Origin of the sequence: Dermacoccus sp. 147Ba (assembly GCF_004151355.1) — a bacterium.
GTDB classification, from domain to species: domain Bacteria; phylum Actinomycetota; class Actinomycetes; order Actinomycetales; family Dermatophilaceae; genus Dermacoccus; species Dermacoccus abyssi.
This window is the reverse complement of record NZ_SEHL01000004.1, coordinates 160,010-176,071: the sequence shown is the minus strand read 5'-3', so window position 1 is coordinate 176,071 and position 16,062 is coordinate 160,010. Positions and strand designations below refer to the sequence as shown.

Annotated in this window: 15 protein-coding genes; 13 read left to right on the top strand and 2 right to left on the bottom strand. The window is 68.9% G+C overall.

Annotated features, from left to right (window positions below):
• Positions 1-25: 25 nt before the first annotated feature.
• The 12 genes from EVU97_RS07095 to EVU97_RS07040 all read left to right on the top strand — a co-directional run bounded on the left by EVU97_RS07095 (position 26) and on the right by EVU97_RS07040 (position 12,768).
• A complete protein-coding gene (locus tag EVU97_RS07095; RefSeq protein ID WP_129664632.1) occupies positions 26-1,144 on the top strand; it encodes a quinone-dependent dihydroorotate dehydrogenase in 1,119 nt (372 codons plus the stop codon).
• Between the two features lie 61 nt (positions 1,145-1,205).
• A complete protein-coding gene (locus EVU97_RS07090) occupies positions 1,206-2,804 on the top strand; it encodes a methylmalonyl-CoA mutase (protein ID WP_129664630.1) in 1,599 nt (532 codons plus the stop codon).
• Positions 2,805-2,843: 39 nt separating this feature from the next.
• Positions 2,844-3,371: a ribonuclease domain-containing protein gene (locus EVU97_RS07085; protein ID WP_240730152.1), complete on the top strand. Its 528-nt coding sequence runs from the start codon at positions 2,844-2,846 to the stop codon at positions 3,369-3,371.
• A complete protein-coding gene (locus tag EVU97_RS07080) occupies positions 3,368-3,847 on the top strand; it encodes a barstar family protein (RefSeq protein WP_129664626.1) in 480 nt (159 codons plus the stop codon). Before EVU97_RS07085 ends, EVU97_RS07080 begins: the two co-directional genes overlap by 4 nt.
• A 169-nt stretch (positions 3,848-4,016) precedes the next feature.
• Positions 4,017-5,072, top strand: coding sequence for a BMP family protein (locus EVU97_RS07075; protein ID WP_129664624.1), 1,056 nt, complete (start codon positions 4,017-4,019; stop codon positions 5,070-5,072).
• 67 nt (positions 5,073-5,139) lie between these two features.
• Positions 5,140-6,774: an ABC transporter ATP-binding protein gene (locus EVU97_RS07070; protein ID WP_129664622.1), complete on the top strand. Its 1,635-nt coding sequence runs from the start codon at positions 5,140-5,142 to the stop codon at positions 6,772-6,774.
• Positions 6,771-7,865, top strand: a complete 1,095-nt coding sequence (locus EVU97_RS07065; RefSeq protein WP_129664620.1) for an ABC transporter permease — start codon at positions 6,771-6,773, stop codon at positions 7,863-7,865. The genes EVU97_RS07070 and EVU97_RS07065 overlap by 4 nt, the downstream gene beginning before the upstream one ends.
• The gene (locus tag EVU97_RS07060; protein WP_129664618.1) at positions 7,862-9,109 is read left to right on the top strand and encodes an ABC transporter permease; all 1,248 of its coding nucleotides are present in this window, start codon (positions 7,862-7,864) and stop codon (positions 9,107-9,109) included. The genes EVU97_RS07065 and EVU97_RS07060 overlap by 4 nt, the downstream gene beginning before the upstream one ends.
• Positions 9,110-9,283: 174 nt before the next feature.
• On the top strand, positions 9,284-9,769 hold the full coding sequence (locus tag EVU97_RS07055) for a cytidine deaminase (protein ID WP_118913381.1): 486 nt from the start codon (positions 9,284-9,286) through the stop codon (positions 9,767-9,769).
• Positions 9,766-11,079, top strand: a complete 1,314-nt coding sequence (locus EVU97_RS07050) for a thymidine phosphorylase (RefSeq protein ID WP_129664616.1) — start codon at positions 9,766-9,768, stop codon at positions 11,077-11,079. Before EVU97_RS07055 ends, EVU97_RS07050 begins: the two co-directional genes overlap by 4 nt.
• Positions 11,080-11,230: 151 nt before the next feature.
• The gene (locus tag EVU97_RS07045) at positions 11,231-11,599 is read left to right on the top strand and encodes a cupin domain-containing protein (protein ID WP_118913383.1); all 369 of its coding nucleotides are present in this window, start codon (positions 11,231-11,233) and stop codon (positions 11,597-11,599) included.
• Positions 11,596-12,768, top strand: coding sequence for an adenosine deaminase (locus EVU97_RS07040; protein WP_129664614.1), 1,173 nt, complete (start codon positions 11,596-11,598; stop codon positions 12,766-12,768). The genes EVU97_RS07045 and EVU97_RS07040 overlap by 4 nt, the downstream gene beginning before the upstream one ends.
• Positions 12,769-12,837: 69 nt before the next feature.
• On the opposite strand, the gene EVU97_RS07035 is transcribed toward EVU97_RS07040, so the two are convergent.
• Positions 12,838-13,665 carry an RDD family protein gene (locus EVU97_RS07035; protein ID WP_129664612.1) on the bottom strand — a complete coding sequence of 276 codons (828 nt, stop codon included), beginning with the start codon at positions 13,663-13,665 and terminating at the stop codon, positions 12,838-12,840.
• 42 nt (positions 13,666-13,707) lie between these two features.
• Here EVU97_RS07035 and EVU97_RS07030 point away from each other — a divergent pair, with 42 nt between their 5' ends.
• Positions 13,708-14,700, top strand: a complete 993-nt coding sequence (locus EVU97_RS07030; RefSeq protein WP_047311857.1) for a stage II sporulation protein M — start codon at positions 13,708-13,710, stop codon at positions 14,698-14,700.
• A gap of 6 nt (positions 14,701-14,706) precedes the next feature.
• Here the strand turns inward: EVU97_RS07030 and EVU97_RS07025 are convergent, their stop codons facing one another.
• On the bottom strand, positions 14,707-16,002 hold the full coding sequence (locus EVU97_RS07025) for a DUF58 domain-containing protein (protein WP_129664610.1): 1,296 nt from the start codon (positions 16,000-16,002) through the stop codon (positions 14,707-14,709).
• Positions 16,003-16,062 lie beyond the last annotated feature (60 nt).

Here is a 16,062-nt window from a genome sequence, read left to right as displayed (position 1 = left end):
GCGGCCGTTCGGGGACAATGAACGTATGAACTTCGATCTCGACGCCGTCCGCCGAGCGACCCTCACCCACGGGTACGAGCGCGCCATGCGCCCGGCCCTGTTCCGCATCGGCGGGGGAGACGCCGAGGCCGCACACCACGCGACCCTCCAGGCGATGGCGCAGTTCGGTTCGCTGCCCGCCGCCGGGCTCATCGCCGACGTCGTCGGAGCAGCCCTCGGCGCACCCGACGACGCAGTGACGATCGCGGGGATCCGCTTCCCGGGCCGCGTCGGCCTCGCCGCCGGCGTCGACAAGGACGGCGTCGCCGTCACCTCCTGGGGCGCGCTGGGCTTCGGCCACGTCGAGGTCGGCACCGTCACCGCCGAGGCGCAACCAGGCAACCCGCAGCCGCGCCTGTTCCGCCTCAAGGCCAGTCACGGCCTCATCAACCGCATGGGGTTCAACAACGACGGCTCCCAGGCGCTCGCGGCCACACTGCGTCGCGCACGGTCGAGCGGCAACCTCTCCATTCCCGTCGGCGTCAGCCTCGGCAAGACGAAGACGACGCCCGTCGAGGAAGCCACACGCGACTACCTCACGTCGCTCGGGCGTCTCAGCGGCCTGGCTGACTACTTCGCCGTCAACGTCTCCAGCCCCAACACGCCCGGCCTGCGGACCCTGCAGGACAAGGCGCCGCTTCTCGAACTGCTCCAGTCGATCACCGCACGCGAGCGCAACCTCGCGGCCGAACGCGGCGCGCGTCCCACGCCCGTCTTCGTCAAGATCGCCCCCGACCTCACCGAGGACGCCCTCGAGGACGTGCTCGAGGTGGCCCACGGCTCGGGTGTCTCCGGCCTGATCGCCACGAACACGACGCTCGCGCGTGACGGCCTCGCCCGCGCCGACCTCACCCTTGCGTCCGAGGCCGGCGGTCTCTCGGGCGCCCCGCTGACGCGTCGCGCCCGCGAGGTCGTCGGGTTCCTCGCGAGCCGCACTCAGCTGCCCATCATCGGGGTCGGCGGCATCATGTCCGCCGACGACGGTCTCGCGCTCATGGACTCCGGTGCCGACCTGCTCCAGGTCTACAGCGGCTTCATCTACAAGGGGCCGGGCCTCGTGCGTGATCTCAACGAAGCCCTGCGCACGCGAGCCCGCCGCGGCTGAACCTTCCACAGGGCCAATAGCTTCGGCCCCTCGCGCCCGGTCCGCCGGATAAGGTGCGGCTATGAGTGGCGCAACGGATCGCAGTCGGATGACGGAGTCGGGGCTCGGGCTCAAGCCCGTGTACACGGCGAACGATCTTTCGGGGTTCAACGCCGACGAACGACTCGGCAATCCGGGGGAGTACCCGTTCACCCGCGGCGTGTACCCCTCGATGTACACCGGTCGCCCCTGGACGATGCGCCAGTACGCCGGCTTCGGCACCGCCCGGGAGAGCAACCAGCGCTACCACGAGCTCGTCGCCAACGGCACCGGCGGCCTCTCCGTCGCCTTCGACCTGCCGACCCAGATGGGCTACGACTCGGACGCCGCCCTCGCGCACGGTGAGGTCGGCAAGGTCGGCGTCGCCATCGACTCGCTCGACGACATGCTCGTTCTCTTCGACGGCCTGCCGCTCGACGAGGTCTCCACCTCGATGACGATCAACGCGCCCGCCTCGAGCCTGCTGCTCATGTACCAGCTCGCCGCGGAACGTCAGGGCATCCCGGGAGCCAAGCTCACCGGAACGATCCAGAACGACGTGCTCAAGGAGTACATCGCGCGCGGCACGTACATCTACCCGCCGGCCGAATCCCTGCGCCTCATCTCGAACATCTTCGAGTACTGCCACAAGGAGATTCCGCGCTGGAACACGATCTCCATCTCGGGCTACCACATGGCCGAGGCGGGAGCGACGCCCGCGCAGGAGATCGCCTTCACCCTGGCCAACGCCAAGGAGTACGTGCGCGCCGCGCTCGCGGCCGGCCTCGACGTCGACGACTTCGCCCCGCGCCTGTCGTTCTTCTTCGTCGCCCGCACGACGCTGCTCGAGGAGGTCGCCAAGTTCCGCGCGGCCAGGCGCCTGTGGGCGCGCATCATGCGCGAGGAGTTCGGTTCGAAGAACCCGAAGTCGCAGATGCTGCGCTTCCACACCCAAACAGCAGGCGTGCAGCTCACCGCGCAGCAGCCCGAGGTCAACCTCGTGCGCGTCGCGCTGCAGGGCCTCGGCGCCGTGCTCGGCGGTACGCAGAGCCTGCACACCAACTCCTACGACGAGGCCATCGCTCTGCCCACGGCCAAGGCGGCCCGCCTCGCCCTGCGCACCCAGCAGATCCTTGCGTTCGAGACCGACGTGACGAAGACCGTCGACCCGTTCGCAGGCAGTTACGTCGTCGAGTCGATGACGAACGACCTCGAGGAGGAGGCGCTCGCGCTCATCCAGGCCGTCGAGGACAAGGGCGGCGCCGTCAAGGCCATCGAAGAGGGCTTCCAGAAGACCGAGATCGAGAAGAGCGCCTACGACGTGGCGCTGCAGATCGACCACGGCGAGCGCGTCGTCGTCGGCGTCAACCGCTACCAGCTCGACGAGGAGGAGCCCTACGAGCCCCTTCGCGTCGACCCGGCCATCGAAGCCGAGCAGTGCGAGCGGCTTGCGCAGCTGCGCAAGAACCGTGACCAGAGCGTCGTCGACGCAGCCCTCGAGAAGATGCAGAAGGCCGCGCAGGGCAACGACAACGTCCTGTGGCCCATGCGTGACGCCCACGTCGCCGGCGCCACGGGTGGCGAGGTCAGCGATGCTCTGCGCGAGGTCTGGGGCAAGTACGTCCCGCAGGATGTGTTCTGAGCCGGTGCTGATCCGCTCGTTCGACGACACGAGGAGATGGTGGCGCTGAGTCGCCCGAAACTGCCACAGGCAGGGCTCGGTCAGCGCATCGCGACCATCGCGTTGTTGCTGCTTGCCCTCATTGCCGCCATCGCGTTGCTCTCGCGTGGCTCGGATGACGGCCGATCGTCCGGGCCCGCGCCCTCGCCGTTCACAGCGCAGAGCTACGGCAGCGACACTTCCGCCTCGGGCGGGTCGGACGGCTCGAGTTCTTCACCCTCGTCGTCGCAGGCGAGGGGTGGGGAGGACGGCCTCGCCACCGTGCGTCTGTCGCAACTGCCGCGTCAGGCTCGAGAGACGGTGGCGCTCATCGACGACGGTGGGCCCTACCCCTACCGCCGTGACGGCGTCGTCTTCGGCAATCGCGAACGGATCCTTCCGCGCCAGGCGTCCGGCTGGTATCACGAGTACACGGTGAGCACCCCGGGCTCGTCCGACCGCGGGGCGCGCAGGATCGTCACGGGCAAGGACGGCACGATGTATTACACGGACGATCATTACGAGACGTTCAGGAGGGTCGTGCGATGACGACCGCAGCGGTGCGAGACCTCGTGACGGCGGGGCGTGGCGGCTGGGTGCCGCGCGGTCTCGTGGGCCCGACGGCCGACGAACTGCGAACGATCTGCGCCGACTCCGGGTGGGCGTTCGCCGAGGTGACGTTGAACGGCGTCGTCGACAAGAAGGGGCTGATGCGCACCCTCGCCGAACAGCTCGGCCTTCCCGATCACTTCGGGCACAACTGGGACGCGCTCGCGGACTGCCTCGCGGATCTGGCCCCCGAAGCGCCCGGCGTCGTCCTGCGCCTGCGCGGGTTGTGGCGCATTCCCGAGCCGCTCGTCGAGCCGCTCGTCGAGGTTCTCGACGAGCGCGTGGGCGCTGCCATCCATCGCGACGACCTCGAGGCCGGGCGGCCGATTGCGGGGGAGGGGTCGGACGACGGAGTTCCGCACGCTTCCGCGCCGCTGCTCATCGTGGCCGACCCACCTCTTCCGGTGCGTCGCTGAGCACTTATCACACGAAGGAATCCGGGCGGTGGATAACGGTTAGGTCACCACTCGTCATCCGCCCTTATTGTCCCTGTGACTCGCGGGTACGCTTGGTGGGTTGGCAGTCGTGACTGCGACGCCCGATCTGCTCGACGGCCCTCGCGCCGCTTAACCCAAGGAGTGCCCCGTGAAGCGGGTTGTTTCCATCGCTGCCGCCGTCGCTATGACGGCCGGCCTCGCCGCCTGTGGTTCGAACGACAAGTCCCCCGGCGGTTCCGGCAACGGTTCCTCGGGTTCCGAGTTCAAGGCCGCCATCGCCTTCGACGTGGGCGGTCGTGGTGACCATTCCTTCAACGACGCCTCGTACGCGGGTATGGAAGCGGCGAAGAAGAAGATCCCGAACCTCAAGATCACGACCGCCGAGGCCGGCGAGGGTGAGAACGACCAGGCTCGCGAGAACCGTCTCAGCCAGCTCGCAGCGTCGGGCAACAAGGCGATCGTCGCGGTCGGCTTCGTCTACGCCAAGTCCATCGGCACCGTCGCCAAGAAGTACCCGAACGTGAAGTTCGCCATCATCGACGACGCGTCGCCCGACTCCAAGGGCACGAACGTCGAGCAGATCACCTTCAAGGAGCACGAGGCGTCCTACCTCGCCGGCGTCGCCGCCGCGAAGATGAGCAAGACGGGCCACATCGGCTTCGTCGGTGGCGTCAACGTTCCGCTGATCCAGAAGTTCGAAGCCGGTTACTTCGCGGGCGCCAAGCACGCCAACCCGAAGATCAAGATCGACAAGACGTACCTCACGCCGGCCGGTGACTTCAGCGGCTTCGCTGCTCCGGACAAGGGCAAGGCCTCGGCCAACTCGATGTTCCAGAAGGGCGCCGACGTCGTCTACGCCGCTGCCGGCAAGTCGGGTGACGGCGTCATCCAGGCCGCGCACTCCGCGGGCAAGTGGGCCATCGGTGTCGACTCCGACCAGGCCCTGACGGCCGACAAGTCCGTCGCCGGCTCGGTGCTCACCTCCGCCATGAAGAACTGCTCCGGCACGGTCGAGGACTTCGTGGGCTCCGTCAAGGACGACAAGTTCTCCGGCGGCAACAAGGAGTTCGGCCTCAAGGAGGACGGCGTCTCGCTGGCCACGACGGGCAACCACCTGTCGGCCGAGGCGAAGAAGGCTGTCGACGACGCCAAGAAGGAGATCGTCGACGGCAAGGTCAAGGTTTCCCCGACCCCGTCCAAGTAGTTCCACACCGGCTCAAGGTCCGGCATGCGGGTATCCTGCGTGCCGGACCTTGACGGTTTGACCAGGAGTGTGCGTCATCGACACCACCGACACCCCCGAAGCGCCCACCGGCGTGAGCGGCATCGCCGTCGCCGATGTGACGGCGCCCCCGAGCGGGGCCCTCGCCGTCGACCTCGACGGCATCACGAAGCGATTCCCCGGCGTCGTCGCCAACAAGGACCTGCACCTGCAGGTCGAGCGCGGCACGATCCACGCCATCGTCGGCGAGAACGGTGCCGGTAAGTCGACGCTCATGAAGATCCTTTACGGCGTGCAGAAGCCGGACGAAGGCACGATCCGCATCAACGGCGACGAGGTCTCCTTCTCCTCGCCGAAGGACGCCATCAAGGCCGGCGTCGGCATGGTGTTCCAGCACTTCATGCTGGCCGACAACCTCACGGTGCTCGAGAACGTCGTCCTCGGCGCCGAGAAGCTGCACGGCATCGGCTCCAAGGCCCGTGACGAGATCAAGCGCATCTCCGACGCCTACGGCCTCGGCGTGCGCCCCGAGATGATGGTCGCCGACCTGGGCGTCGGCGCCCGACAGCGCGTGGAGATCCTCAAGGTTCTCTACCGCGGCGCCAAGATCCTCATCCTCGACGAGCCCACGGCCGTGCTCGTGCCGCAGGAGGTCGACGAACTCTTCGGCAACCTCAAGGAGATGAAGTCCGAGGGCCTCACCGTCCTGTTCATCTCGCACAAGCTCGACGAGGTGCGCGGCGTCGCCGACGACATCACCGTCATCCGCCGCGGTACGACGATCGACCGCGTCAAGAGCTCGTCGGTGACGAGCAAACAGCTCGCCGAGCTCATGGTCGGTTCGCAGCTGCCGACGCCCGAGACGCAGGAGTCGACGGTCACCGACCGCGTCGTCATGCAGATCACCGATGTCACGCTCGCCGATCCGGCCGGTGGCCCCGCGCTGCTGTCCGACCTCGACCTCACGATCCACGCCGGTGAGGTGCTCGGTATTGCAGGTGTCGAGGGCAACGGCCAGGCCGAGCTCGTCGAGACGATCCTCGGCATGCGTCGCGCGGACGCCGGCACCGTCGTCGTCGAGAACGACGACATCACGGCGTGGCCCACGCGTCGCATCCGTGAGAACGGCATCGGCTACATCCCCGAGGACCGTCACCGCCACGCCCTGCTTCTCGGCGCGCCGCTGTGGGAGAACCGCATGCTCGGCCACCAGCGTCAGGAGCCGGCGAGCAAGGGCTGGCGTCTCACGCCCAAGGCCGCGAAGGACGACACGCAGCGCATCGTCGAGGCCTACGACGTGCGTACGCCGAGCATCGACGTCACCGCCGGTTCGCTCTCGGGTGGTAACCAGCAGAAGCTCATCTTCGGCCGCGAGATGTCGCACGCCCCGCGCGTGCTCGTCGCCGCCCACCCCACCCGTGGTGTCGACGTCGGCGCCCAGTCGGCGATCTGGGACCACATCAAGGACGCCCGCCGCGAGGGTCTCGCCGTGCTCCTCATCTCGGCCGACCTCGACGAGCTCATCGGTCTGTCCGACACAATCCGCGTCATCCTGCGCGGCAAGCTCTCGGGTGAGTTCGACCCGAAGACCGTCACCGCCGAGCAGCTCGGTGCCGCCATGACGGGCGCCAACACCCCCGAGAACGCCACCACCGTCGATGCGCAGGAGGAAGCTGCACGATGAACTCCACGCTCCGAAGGATCGGCGTGGCTGTCGCTGCGCCGTTGCTCGCCATCGCGATCGCGGTCGTTCTGACCTCGATCGTCCTGCTCGCCCTCGGCAACGCCGTCGGGCCGGTCTGGCAGGTTTTCCTGTCGACGCCGATGCAGGGCGTCGCCGAGGCCATCGTCAACGACGCCGCCGTCCTCTACCTCTCCGGTATCGCCGTGGCCATCGGCTTCCGGATGAACCTGTTCAACATCGGCGTCGACGGCCAGTACCGCGTCGCAGCCTTCGCGGCCGCGCTCTTCGCCGGCCAGGGCTGGCTGCCTGGCTTCCTCAACGTCATCGGTGCCCTCGTGCTCGCGATGCTCGTCGGTGCCGCCTGGGCCGGCATCATCGCGGTGCTCAAGGTGACGCGCGGCGTCTCCGAGGTCATCAGCTCGATCATGCTCAACTCGATCGCCACCGGCGTCGTCTCCTGGCTGCTGTTCAAGGTCGCCGACAAGCGGGAGGGCTCGAACGCGACGAACACGAAGAACATCCCGGAGAGCTCGCACGTTCCGGCGCTCGCGCAGACCGCCACGGGCCAGATCTTCGGTCTGACGATCCTCGCCGTGCTCGTCGGCATCGCCTACTGGTACGTCATCAACCACACGCGCTTCGGCTTCGACCTGCGCGCGACGGGCTCGTCCGAGTCGGCCGCCGTCGCCTCCGGTGTGAGTGTCAAGAAGATGACGATCACCGCGATGCTGCTCTCGGGCGCCGTTGCGGGCCTCGTCGGTATGCCGCAGCTGTTCGGTCAGGACTTCAACTACGGCTCCAACAGCCAGACGGGCCTCGGCTTCGCCGGCATAGCCGTCGCGCTCATCGGCCGTAACCACCCGATCGGCATCGGCTTCGGCGCGCTGCTGTGGGCCTACCTCAACGGTCAGTCGAACGCACTGCAGATCAACGCGGGCGTCAACGCCTCGCTCGTCAACATCATCCAGGGCGTCATGGTGCTCGCCGTCGTCATCGCGTACGAACTCGTGCGTCGTTGGGACAAGCGCATCGAGGCTCGACGTGTCGCCGCCGAACTCGCCGCAGGCAAGACCGCAGGAGCCACCGCATGAGCACCGTCGCTGCTACCGCAACCCAGCCGAAGCGGACGCTCGGGCTGCCGCGCAAGGCGCTCCTTCCGCTCGCGCTCGTCGCCGTCGTTCTCGGCCTGTCGATCCTTCGCGTCGCCACCGGCGTCAACGACATCGACTCCTCGAACGCCATCTCTGCGGCCCTCGTGGCCGCTGTGCCGCTGGCCCTCGCCGGTCTCGGTGGTCTGTGGTCCGAGCGGGCCGGTGTGGTCAACATCGGTCTCGAGGGCATGATGATCATGGGCTCGTGGAGCGCTGCCTTCGCGGCCTACCACTACGGCCCGTGGGCCGGCGTGCTCGGCGGCATCCTCGGCGGCATGCTCTTCGGCCTGCTCCACGCCATCGCCACCGTGTTCTTCGGCGTCGACCACATCGTCTCCGGTGTGGCCATCAACCTGCTCGGTGCGGGCCTGACGAAGTTCCTCGCCGAGCGCTTCTTCTCCGAACTGCCCGGTGGTGGCCCCACCCAGAGCCCGAGCCTGCCCGACGTCGCGAGCGTCACCCTTCCCGGGTCGAGCGCTCTCGTCGACATCGAGAAGAACCACTGGTTCCTCGTCTCCGATGTCGCCGGCATCCTCGCCGGTCTGACGAAGGACGTCTCGCTGCTCACGCTGCTCGCCATCGGCCTCGTCATCGGCACGATCTTCATCCTGTGGAAGACCTCGTTCGGTCTGCGTCTGCGCAGCTGTGGTGAGGCCCCGCAGGCGGCCGAGACCCTCGGCGTCAACGTGTACCTCTACAAGACGATCGCCGTCGTCGTTTCCGGTGGTCTCGCCGGTCTCGGTGGTGGCTTCCTCGCGATGGTTGCCTCCGACGGGTTCCAGCAGGGCCAGACGGGTGGCCGCGGCTACATCGGTCTGGCCGCGATGATCTTCGGTAACTGGATGCCGATCGGTACCGCCCTCGGCGCACTGCTCTTCGGTTACACCCAGGCGCTCCAGCTGCGCGGTGGCGACCAGGTCCACGCGCTGCTGCTCCTCGTGGGCGCGGGCGTTCTCGTCGGCGCCGTGTGGATGGCGGTCAAGAAGCGCGTGCTCCACGCCGTCATCCTCGCCGTCGCCGGTGTGCTCGTGCTCATGTGGTACTTCGGATCGGACACGATCGACCCGAACCTCACGGCCACAGCGCCGTACGTCGTCACACTCCTCGTCATGGCGTTCGCCAGCCAACACCTGCGGATGCCGGCCGCCGACGGCGCCATCTACCGCAAGGGCGAAGCAGGCTAGTTTTTCTGCGCGTCTTCCGGCGGGGAGGCTTCGCAAGCTCAGCCGCCCCGCTCGGTGCGACACGGCTGTCTAGCGCGTCTTCCGGCGGGGAGGCTTCGCAAGCTCAGCCTCCCCCCTCGGTGCGACACGCGTCGCACGTCTCCAGACGGCCTCAAGGTGAAAGGCGGCCTCGACATGACACAGGTACCCGACTCTGTGGACTGGGAGCTGCTGCGCGGCGAGGCCGTCGCCGTCTGCGCCAGGGCGTACGTGCCGTACTCCCGGTTCCCGGTCGGCGTGGCCGCGCTCACGACGCGCGGTCGCATCCTCACCGGCTGCAACGTCGAGAACGCCGCCTACGGCGTCGTCCTGTGTGCCGAGTGCGGCCTCGTCTCGTCGCTCTACGGCACGGGCGAGTCCCGCGGTGACGGCCCGGTGCTCGACCACGAAGCGGAGCGCGAACTGCTCGTCGCCCTCTCGTGCGTCGACGGCAACGGCACGCCCATCACGCCGTGCGGCCGATGCCGTCAGCTGCTCTTCGAGCACGCGAGCCCCGACATGCTCATCGAGATGGACGGTGGGCCGCCGCTGCCGCTCACCGACCTCCTTCCCCACGCGTTCGGCGCCCCCAACCTGGGTGCCGTCGCCACCGCAGCAGCGACCCTGAAAGGTGATTCATGACCCCCGCGAACTCCACGCACGAAGCGTTCGACGCCGTCGACCTCATCCGCACCAAGCGTGACTCCGGAACCCTCTCGAACGACGAGATCGACTGGATGATCGACGCCTACACGCGTGGTGCGGTCGCCGACGAGCAGATGGCCGCCATGGCGATGGCGATCCTGCTCAACGGCATGTCGCGCGAGGAGATCGCCCGCTGGACGAAGGCGATGATCGCCTCCGGTGAGCGCATGGACTTCTCGTCGCTGTCCGTGCCGACGGCCGACAAGCACTCCACCGGCGGCGTCGGTGACAAGATCACGTTGCCGCTGGCGCCGCTCGTCGCGGTCTTCGACGTCGCCGTCCCGCAGCTCTCGGGTCGCGGCCTCGGCCACACCGGCGGCACGCTCGACAAGATGGAGTCCATCGCCGGGTGGCGGGCCTCCCTGACGAACGCCGAGATGATGCGTCAGCTCGAGCGCGTCGGCGCCGTCGTCTGCGCAGCCGGTGACGGCCTCGCGCCGGCCGACAAGAAGCTCTACGCGCTGCGCGACGTCACCGGCACGGTGGAGGCGATCCCGCTCATCGCCAGCTCGATCATGAGCAAGAAGATCGCCGAGGGCACAGGTGCGCTCGTGCTCGACGTCAAGGTCGGCTCCGGTGCCTTCATGAAGAACGAGGAGAACGCGCGCGAGCTTGCGCGCACCATGGTGGGCCTCGGCACGGACGTGGGCGTCAACACCGTCGCGCTGCTCACCGACATGTCGACGCCGCTCGGCCTCACCGCAGGCAACGCCCTGGAGGTGCGCGAGTCGGTCGAGGTGCTCGCCGGTGGCGGCCCCAAGGATGTCGTCGACCTCACCGTGGCGCTCGCTGTCGAGATGCTCGCGGCGGCCGGTCGCCCACAGGACGAGGACGCGGTGCGCAAGGCGCTCACCGACGGCCGGGCCATGACGAAGTGGCGCGCGATGCTCGGCGCCCAGGGCGGTGACCCCGAGGCGACGCTGCCCACCGCGAAGGAAACGCACGTCATCACCGCGCCGTCGTCCGGTGTGCTGACGAAGCTCGACGCCCTCGCCGTCGGCATCAGCGCGTGGCGCCTCGGCGCCGGTCGTGCGCGCAAGGAAGACCCGGTGCAGGCGGGCGCCGGTATCGAGATGCACGCGAAGCCGGGCGACCACGTCACGGCGGGCCAGCCGCTGCTCACGCTCCACACCGACACCCCGGAGCGCTTCGACCGCGCCGTCGCTGCGCTCGAGGGCGGCTACGAGATCTCGGCGAACATCGGTGACTTCACGCCGCGCGACATCGTGCTGGAGCGCATCAGCTGACGATGCTCGCCGGCTACGTTGGTTGCGGTTGGTGACGGTGCACCGTCACCAACCGCAGTAAACGCAGCCACTCAGGGGGACGCCGCTTCGCCCGTCTCCACGGTGGCGTCGCGTGGCAAGTGGGACCGCCGCGGAGCACTAGGCTGACCGCATGCCTGAACTCCTCACCACGCCGGTGCGCATTCCCGTACCCGGCGGCAAGATCATCGACGAACACGTGGGCGTCGCGTCAACCGGCGAGCGCGCGGTCTCCGTGGCTCACATGAAGGCGCCTGCCGGGTGGGACGAGCCGGCGCAGACGCCCCAGTTCGACGAGGTGACGCTCGTGCTCGCTGGTCAGGTGCGCGTCGAGCACGACGGCGGCACGCTCGAGGTCGAGGCCGGCCAGAGCGTCGTCACTCGCGCGGGGGAGCGCGTTCGCTACACCGTCGGCCCCGACGGCGCCGAGTACGTTGCCGTCTGCCTGCCGGCGTTCACGCCCGAAACGGTTGGCCGCGAGGACGAAGGAACGAACGCATGAGCGACGAGACCACGAAGAGCACCCTGAGCGAGGACGTCATCGCGCGGCTGCCGAAGGTCGTTCTCCACGACCACCTCGACGGCGGCGTGCGCCCGGCCACGGTGCTCGAACTCGCCCGTGAGACCGATTACGACGCCCTGCCCGCCGCCGACGAGGCATCGCTCGCCGCGTGGTTCCGCGACAGCGCGGACTCCGGTTCGCTCGAGCGCTACCTCGAGACGTTCGCGCACACCGTCGGCGTCATGCAGACGCGCGAGGCCATCGAGCGCGTGGCCCGAGAGTGCGCCCTCGACCACGCGAACGACGGCGTCGTCTACGCCGAGGTGCGCTTCGCGCCCGAACTGCACATCGAACAGGGACTTGGTCTCGACGAGGTCGTCGACGCAGTGCTGGCCGGCTTCGAGGCCGGCGCCCGCGAGTCCGAGAGCCAGGGACGCCCGATCGTGATGCGCGCCCTGCTCACCGCGATGCGTCACGCGGCCAAGAGCGTCGAGATCGCCGAGCTGGCCGTCGCCTACCGTGACAAGGGTGTCGTCGGCTTCGACATCGCCGGCGCCGAAGCCGGCTTCCCTCCCACACGCCACCTCGACGCCTTCGAGTACCTGCGCCGCGAGAACGCCCACTTCACGATTCACGCCGGTGAGGCGTTCGGTCTGCCGAGCATCTGGGAGGCCATTCAGTACTGCGGCGCCGAGCGGCTCGGCCACGGCGTGCGCATCACCGACGACATCAGCGTGGACGGCGTGGAGTACGGCGAACTCGACGAACCGGCACGTGCCGCGCTCCCGGCCCGCGTGCGCGCGGGGGAAGCCGATGTTCGCCTCGGCCGCCTCGCCGCGTTCGTGCGTGACCGCCGCATCGCGCTGGAGGTCTGCCCACTGTCGAACCTCCAGACGGGCGCTGCTTTCTCGTTGCGTTCGCACCCGATCTCACTGCTGCTCGCGCTGGGCTTCCGCGTCGCACTGAGCACCGACAACCGCCTCATGAGCGACACGTCGATGACGAAGGAGATGACGGGCCTCGTCCGCGAGGCGGGCTGGACGCTGGCCGACCTCGAGAAGGTCACCGTCAACGCGATGAAGTCCGCGTTTGTGGGCTTCGACGAGCGACTCGACATCATCATGACCGTGATCAAGCCGGCCTACGCCGTGGCACGCGGCCAGGGCTGACGACCGCACGAACACGACGGCCCGTTTCCCCTCAAGGGGAAACGGGCCGTCGTTCGCGTTTCAGACGGGTCAGCGTCCGAGGACGGAGCGCCTGATGCGCGCGTCGCGTTCGATGCGGCGGGCGTCGGCGTCGCGACGCAGGACGCTGACGGCGACGAGAACGGCGAAGGGGTCGTGGCCCGGCGGGGGAGGCGGCTGCACATGCGGGAGGACCTCGCGCAGCGTCTGCGTCACAACGGCGTTGAACGCCGGGGTACGCATGACGTGCTGTTGGCGCACGAGGAGGGCCATCCGTGCCGCGAGGTCCTGCGGTAGCGGGCTGACGACGGCGGGGGAGTCAGCCCACGCCGCGAGTTGCCTCGGCATCTGGGCGGGCGGCGGTAGCGTGAGTCCTCGGGTTTCACGCACGACGTAGGTACCGGCCGCGAGGTCGCCGAGTCGCCTCGCGCGGCTCGTCAGCGTGGCCGTGACGAGAGCGACCATGCCTGCGGTGCCGATGATCTCGACGAAGCCCACGAAGCTGCGGACGAGAGCGTGACGGAACGAGATGGCGCCGCCGTCGGTGCGCACGACCCGCATGCCGAGAATGAGTTTTCCGAGGCTACGCCCGAGCGTGAGGGTCTCGACCACCGTCGGCAGGAGCACGAAGGAGGTCACGAGGACGACGATGCTCCACCCTGCTCGGACCGCATCCGAGGCGGTGCCGACCAGCTTCAGCGCGGCCCAGTTGAGGCAGAAGAAGGTCACCGCCCACACGATGAGGTCGATGATCACGCCGAGAATGCGCATGCCGACGCCGGCCGGGGGCAGGTCGAGAGCGACCGCCTCACCGGTGATCTGCGCCGGGCCGGTGAGATCCCGCAGCGGGCGCAGTTCCCGATCGTCGACGTGTGCCACGCGAACAGGTTACTGGCCGCAGCCGGTGCGTAGAGTACGAGCGTGGATGTGGAAGCCGTTGTCGCAGCGCACCGCGAGGAGTGGGCCCGTCTCGACGAACTCGGGCGCAAACGGCGCCTGACTGGCACCGAGGCCGAGGAGATGCTCGACCTCTACCAGCGCGCGGCGTCACACCTCTCGCTCGTGCAGTCCACGTCGGCCGATCCCGTTCTCACGCAGTACCTCTCGACGATCATCGCCCGTGCCCGGGTGAAGTCCTCGCGCGACTTCCGGGCCGATCCGGGGGCGTTCGCCCGCTTCTTCCTCGAGACGTTTCCGGCCATCTGCTACCGCGCCTGGCGCTGGTGGGCCGGCGTCGGCGTCGCCTTCGTCGTGCTGACGGCGCTCGTGGCCTGGTGGACGGCGACGCACCCCGCGTTCGTCTCGAGCGTCCTCAGCCCGGAGGAGATCTCGCAGCTGACGCGGCACGACTTCGAGGACTACTACTCCTCCTACGCGGCCCAAGACTTCGCGTTCCGGGTCTGGACGAACAACGCGTGGGTCGCGGCCCTGTGCATCACCCTCGGCGCCCTCGGTTTTCCCATTCCGCTCCTGCTGTGGTCGAACATCGTCAACACGGGCGTCTCCGCTGGCCTCATGGCCTCCGACGACCGGCTCTCGCTGTTCTTCGGCCTCATCCTGCCCCACGGCATGCTCGAACTGACGTCGATCTTCGTCGCCGCCGGCATCGGTCTGCGCGGCTTCTGGTCGTGGATCGAACCGGGCCCCCGCTCGCGCGCCGACGCGTTCGCGGCGGAGATGCGCACGGCGTTCACTGCGGCGATGGGCCTCGTCGCCGTTCTGGCGCTGTGCGGCTTCATCGAGGCCTTCGTCACGCCGTCCGGGCTGCCCACGCCGGTGCGCCTGCTCATCGGCTTCACGGCGTGGTGTTCTTTCATCGCGTACGTCGTCATCCTCGGTCGCCGCGCGGTGGCGGCCGGTGTGACGGGTGACGTCGACGCCCGCCTGCGTGAGGACGAACTCGTCGCCGGCTGACCGGCGCTACAGGCGGCCCTCGCGCTTGAGGACGAGGTAGTGGTCGGCGAGGGCCGGCGCGAGGCGCTCGGGTGGTTCGTGCAGCACCGAGATGCCGTGACGTTCCAACGCCGCGCGCATCGTCGTCGTGCGGTGCCGGAGTCGTTCGGCGGCCGCGGCTCCGTAGACGTCGCGCACGTTGTCGCGCTTCGCCGCGATGGCGCCCACCTCCGGATCGGCCACGGAGGCGATGACGACCCGGGTCTCGCGGGCCAGAGCCGGAAGCAGCGGAACGAGGGATTCCTCGACCGCGGCGGGTTCGAACGGCGTGACGATGACGAGCAACGAGCCGCGGCGCGCGTCGGCAGTGGCTTCCTGCACGAGGCGTGACCAGTCGGGTTCGACGAGGCGTGACTCGAGCGGAGCCATGGCGAGCATCATGCGCCGCACCGCCTCATTGCGACCGCTCGTCGGCGGGACGTGCGCGAGAACAGTACGGTCGCCTGCCGTCCATTCGACGTTGTCGCCGGCGTGACCGGCCAGAGCGGCCAGGAGGAGGCTGGCCTCCATGCCGGCGTCGAGGCGTGTGGTGTCGGCGAGGCGCCCTGCGCTGAGCCGCCCGGTGTCGAGCAGGATCGAGACGCGGCGATCGCGTTCGGGCCGCCACGTCCGGACGACGGGAGCGCGGCGTCGTGCCGTGGCCCTCCAGTCGATGCTGCGCACGTCGTCGCCGCGAACGTAGTCGCGCAGCGAGTCGAACTCGCTGCCGCTGCCGGGAGCGCGCACCAGCGAGCGTCCCTCGATCTCGCGAAGCTGCACGAGACGACTCGGCAGGTGGGCGCGTGAACTGAAGGCGGGCAGCACGCGCACCAGGCCCGGTTCGTCGAGGCGCGTCTGGCGACCGGCCAACCGGAGCGGACCGGCCGAGCGCACCGTGATGGCGTCGTTCGGGCGCATTCCGCGCCGCGTGGGGAGCAGGTGAACGACGTGGTCGACGCTCGCGCCGGGGGCGAGGTTCAACACGCTACGGTCGTCCTGGGCGCCGGCTCCGGGCGACCAGACGTCGCGAACGGCGCCCCGGAACGTACGCGACGTCGGGTTGGTCACGACGAGGTGCGAGACGGTTTCCTCGCCGAGACGAACGCCATCGGGCTGGCGGCGCTCGAACTGCAACGACGACGGCCGCGGCGCCAGGAGGACGTCGAGGCCGGCGAGGAGCGCCACGACGACGAACCACACGAGGACGAGTTGCGTCGAGGGCACGACGAACACGACGAGGCAGACCGCGGCCATTGCGGCGACTGCGGGCCATCTCAGATACACGGCTTACCTCCTCACGGGATCGTTGTGGTCAGTGGGACGTCGGGGTGTTGGGGGCAGGGC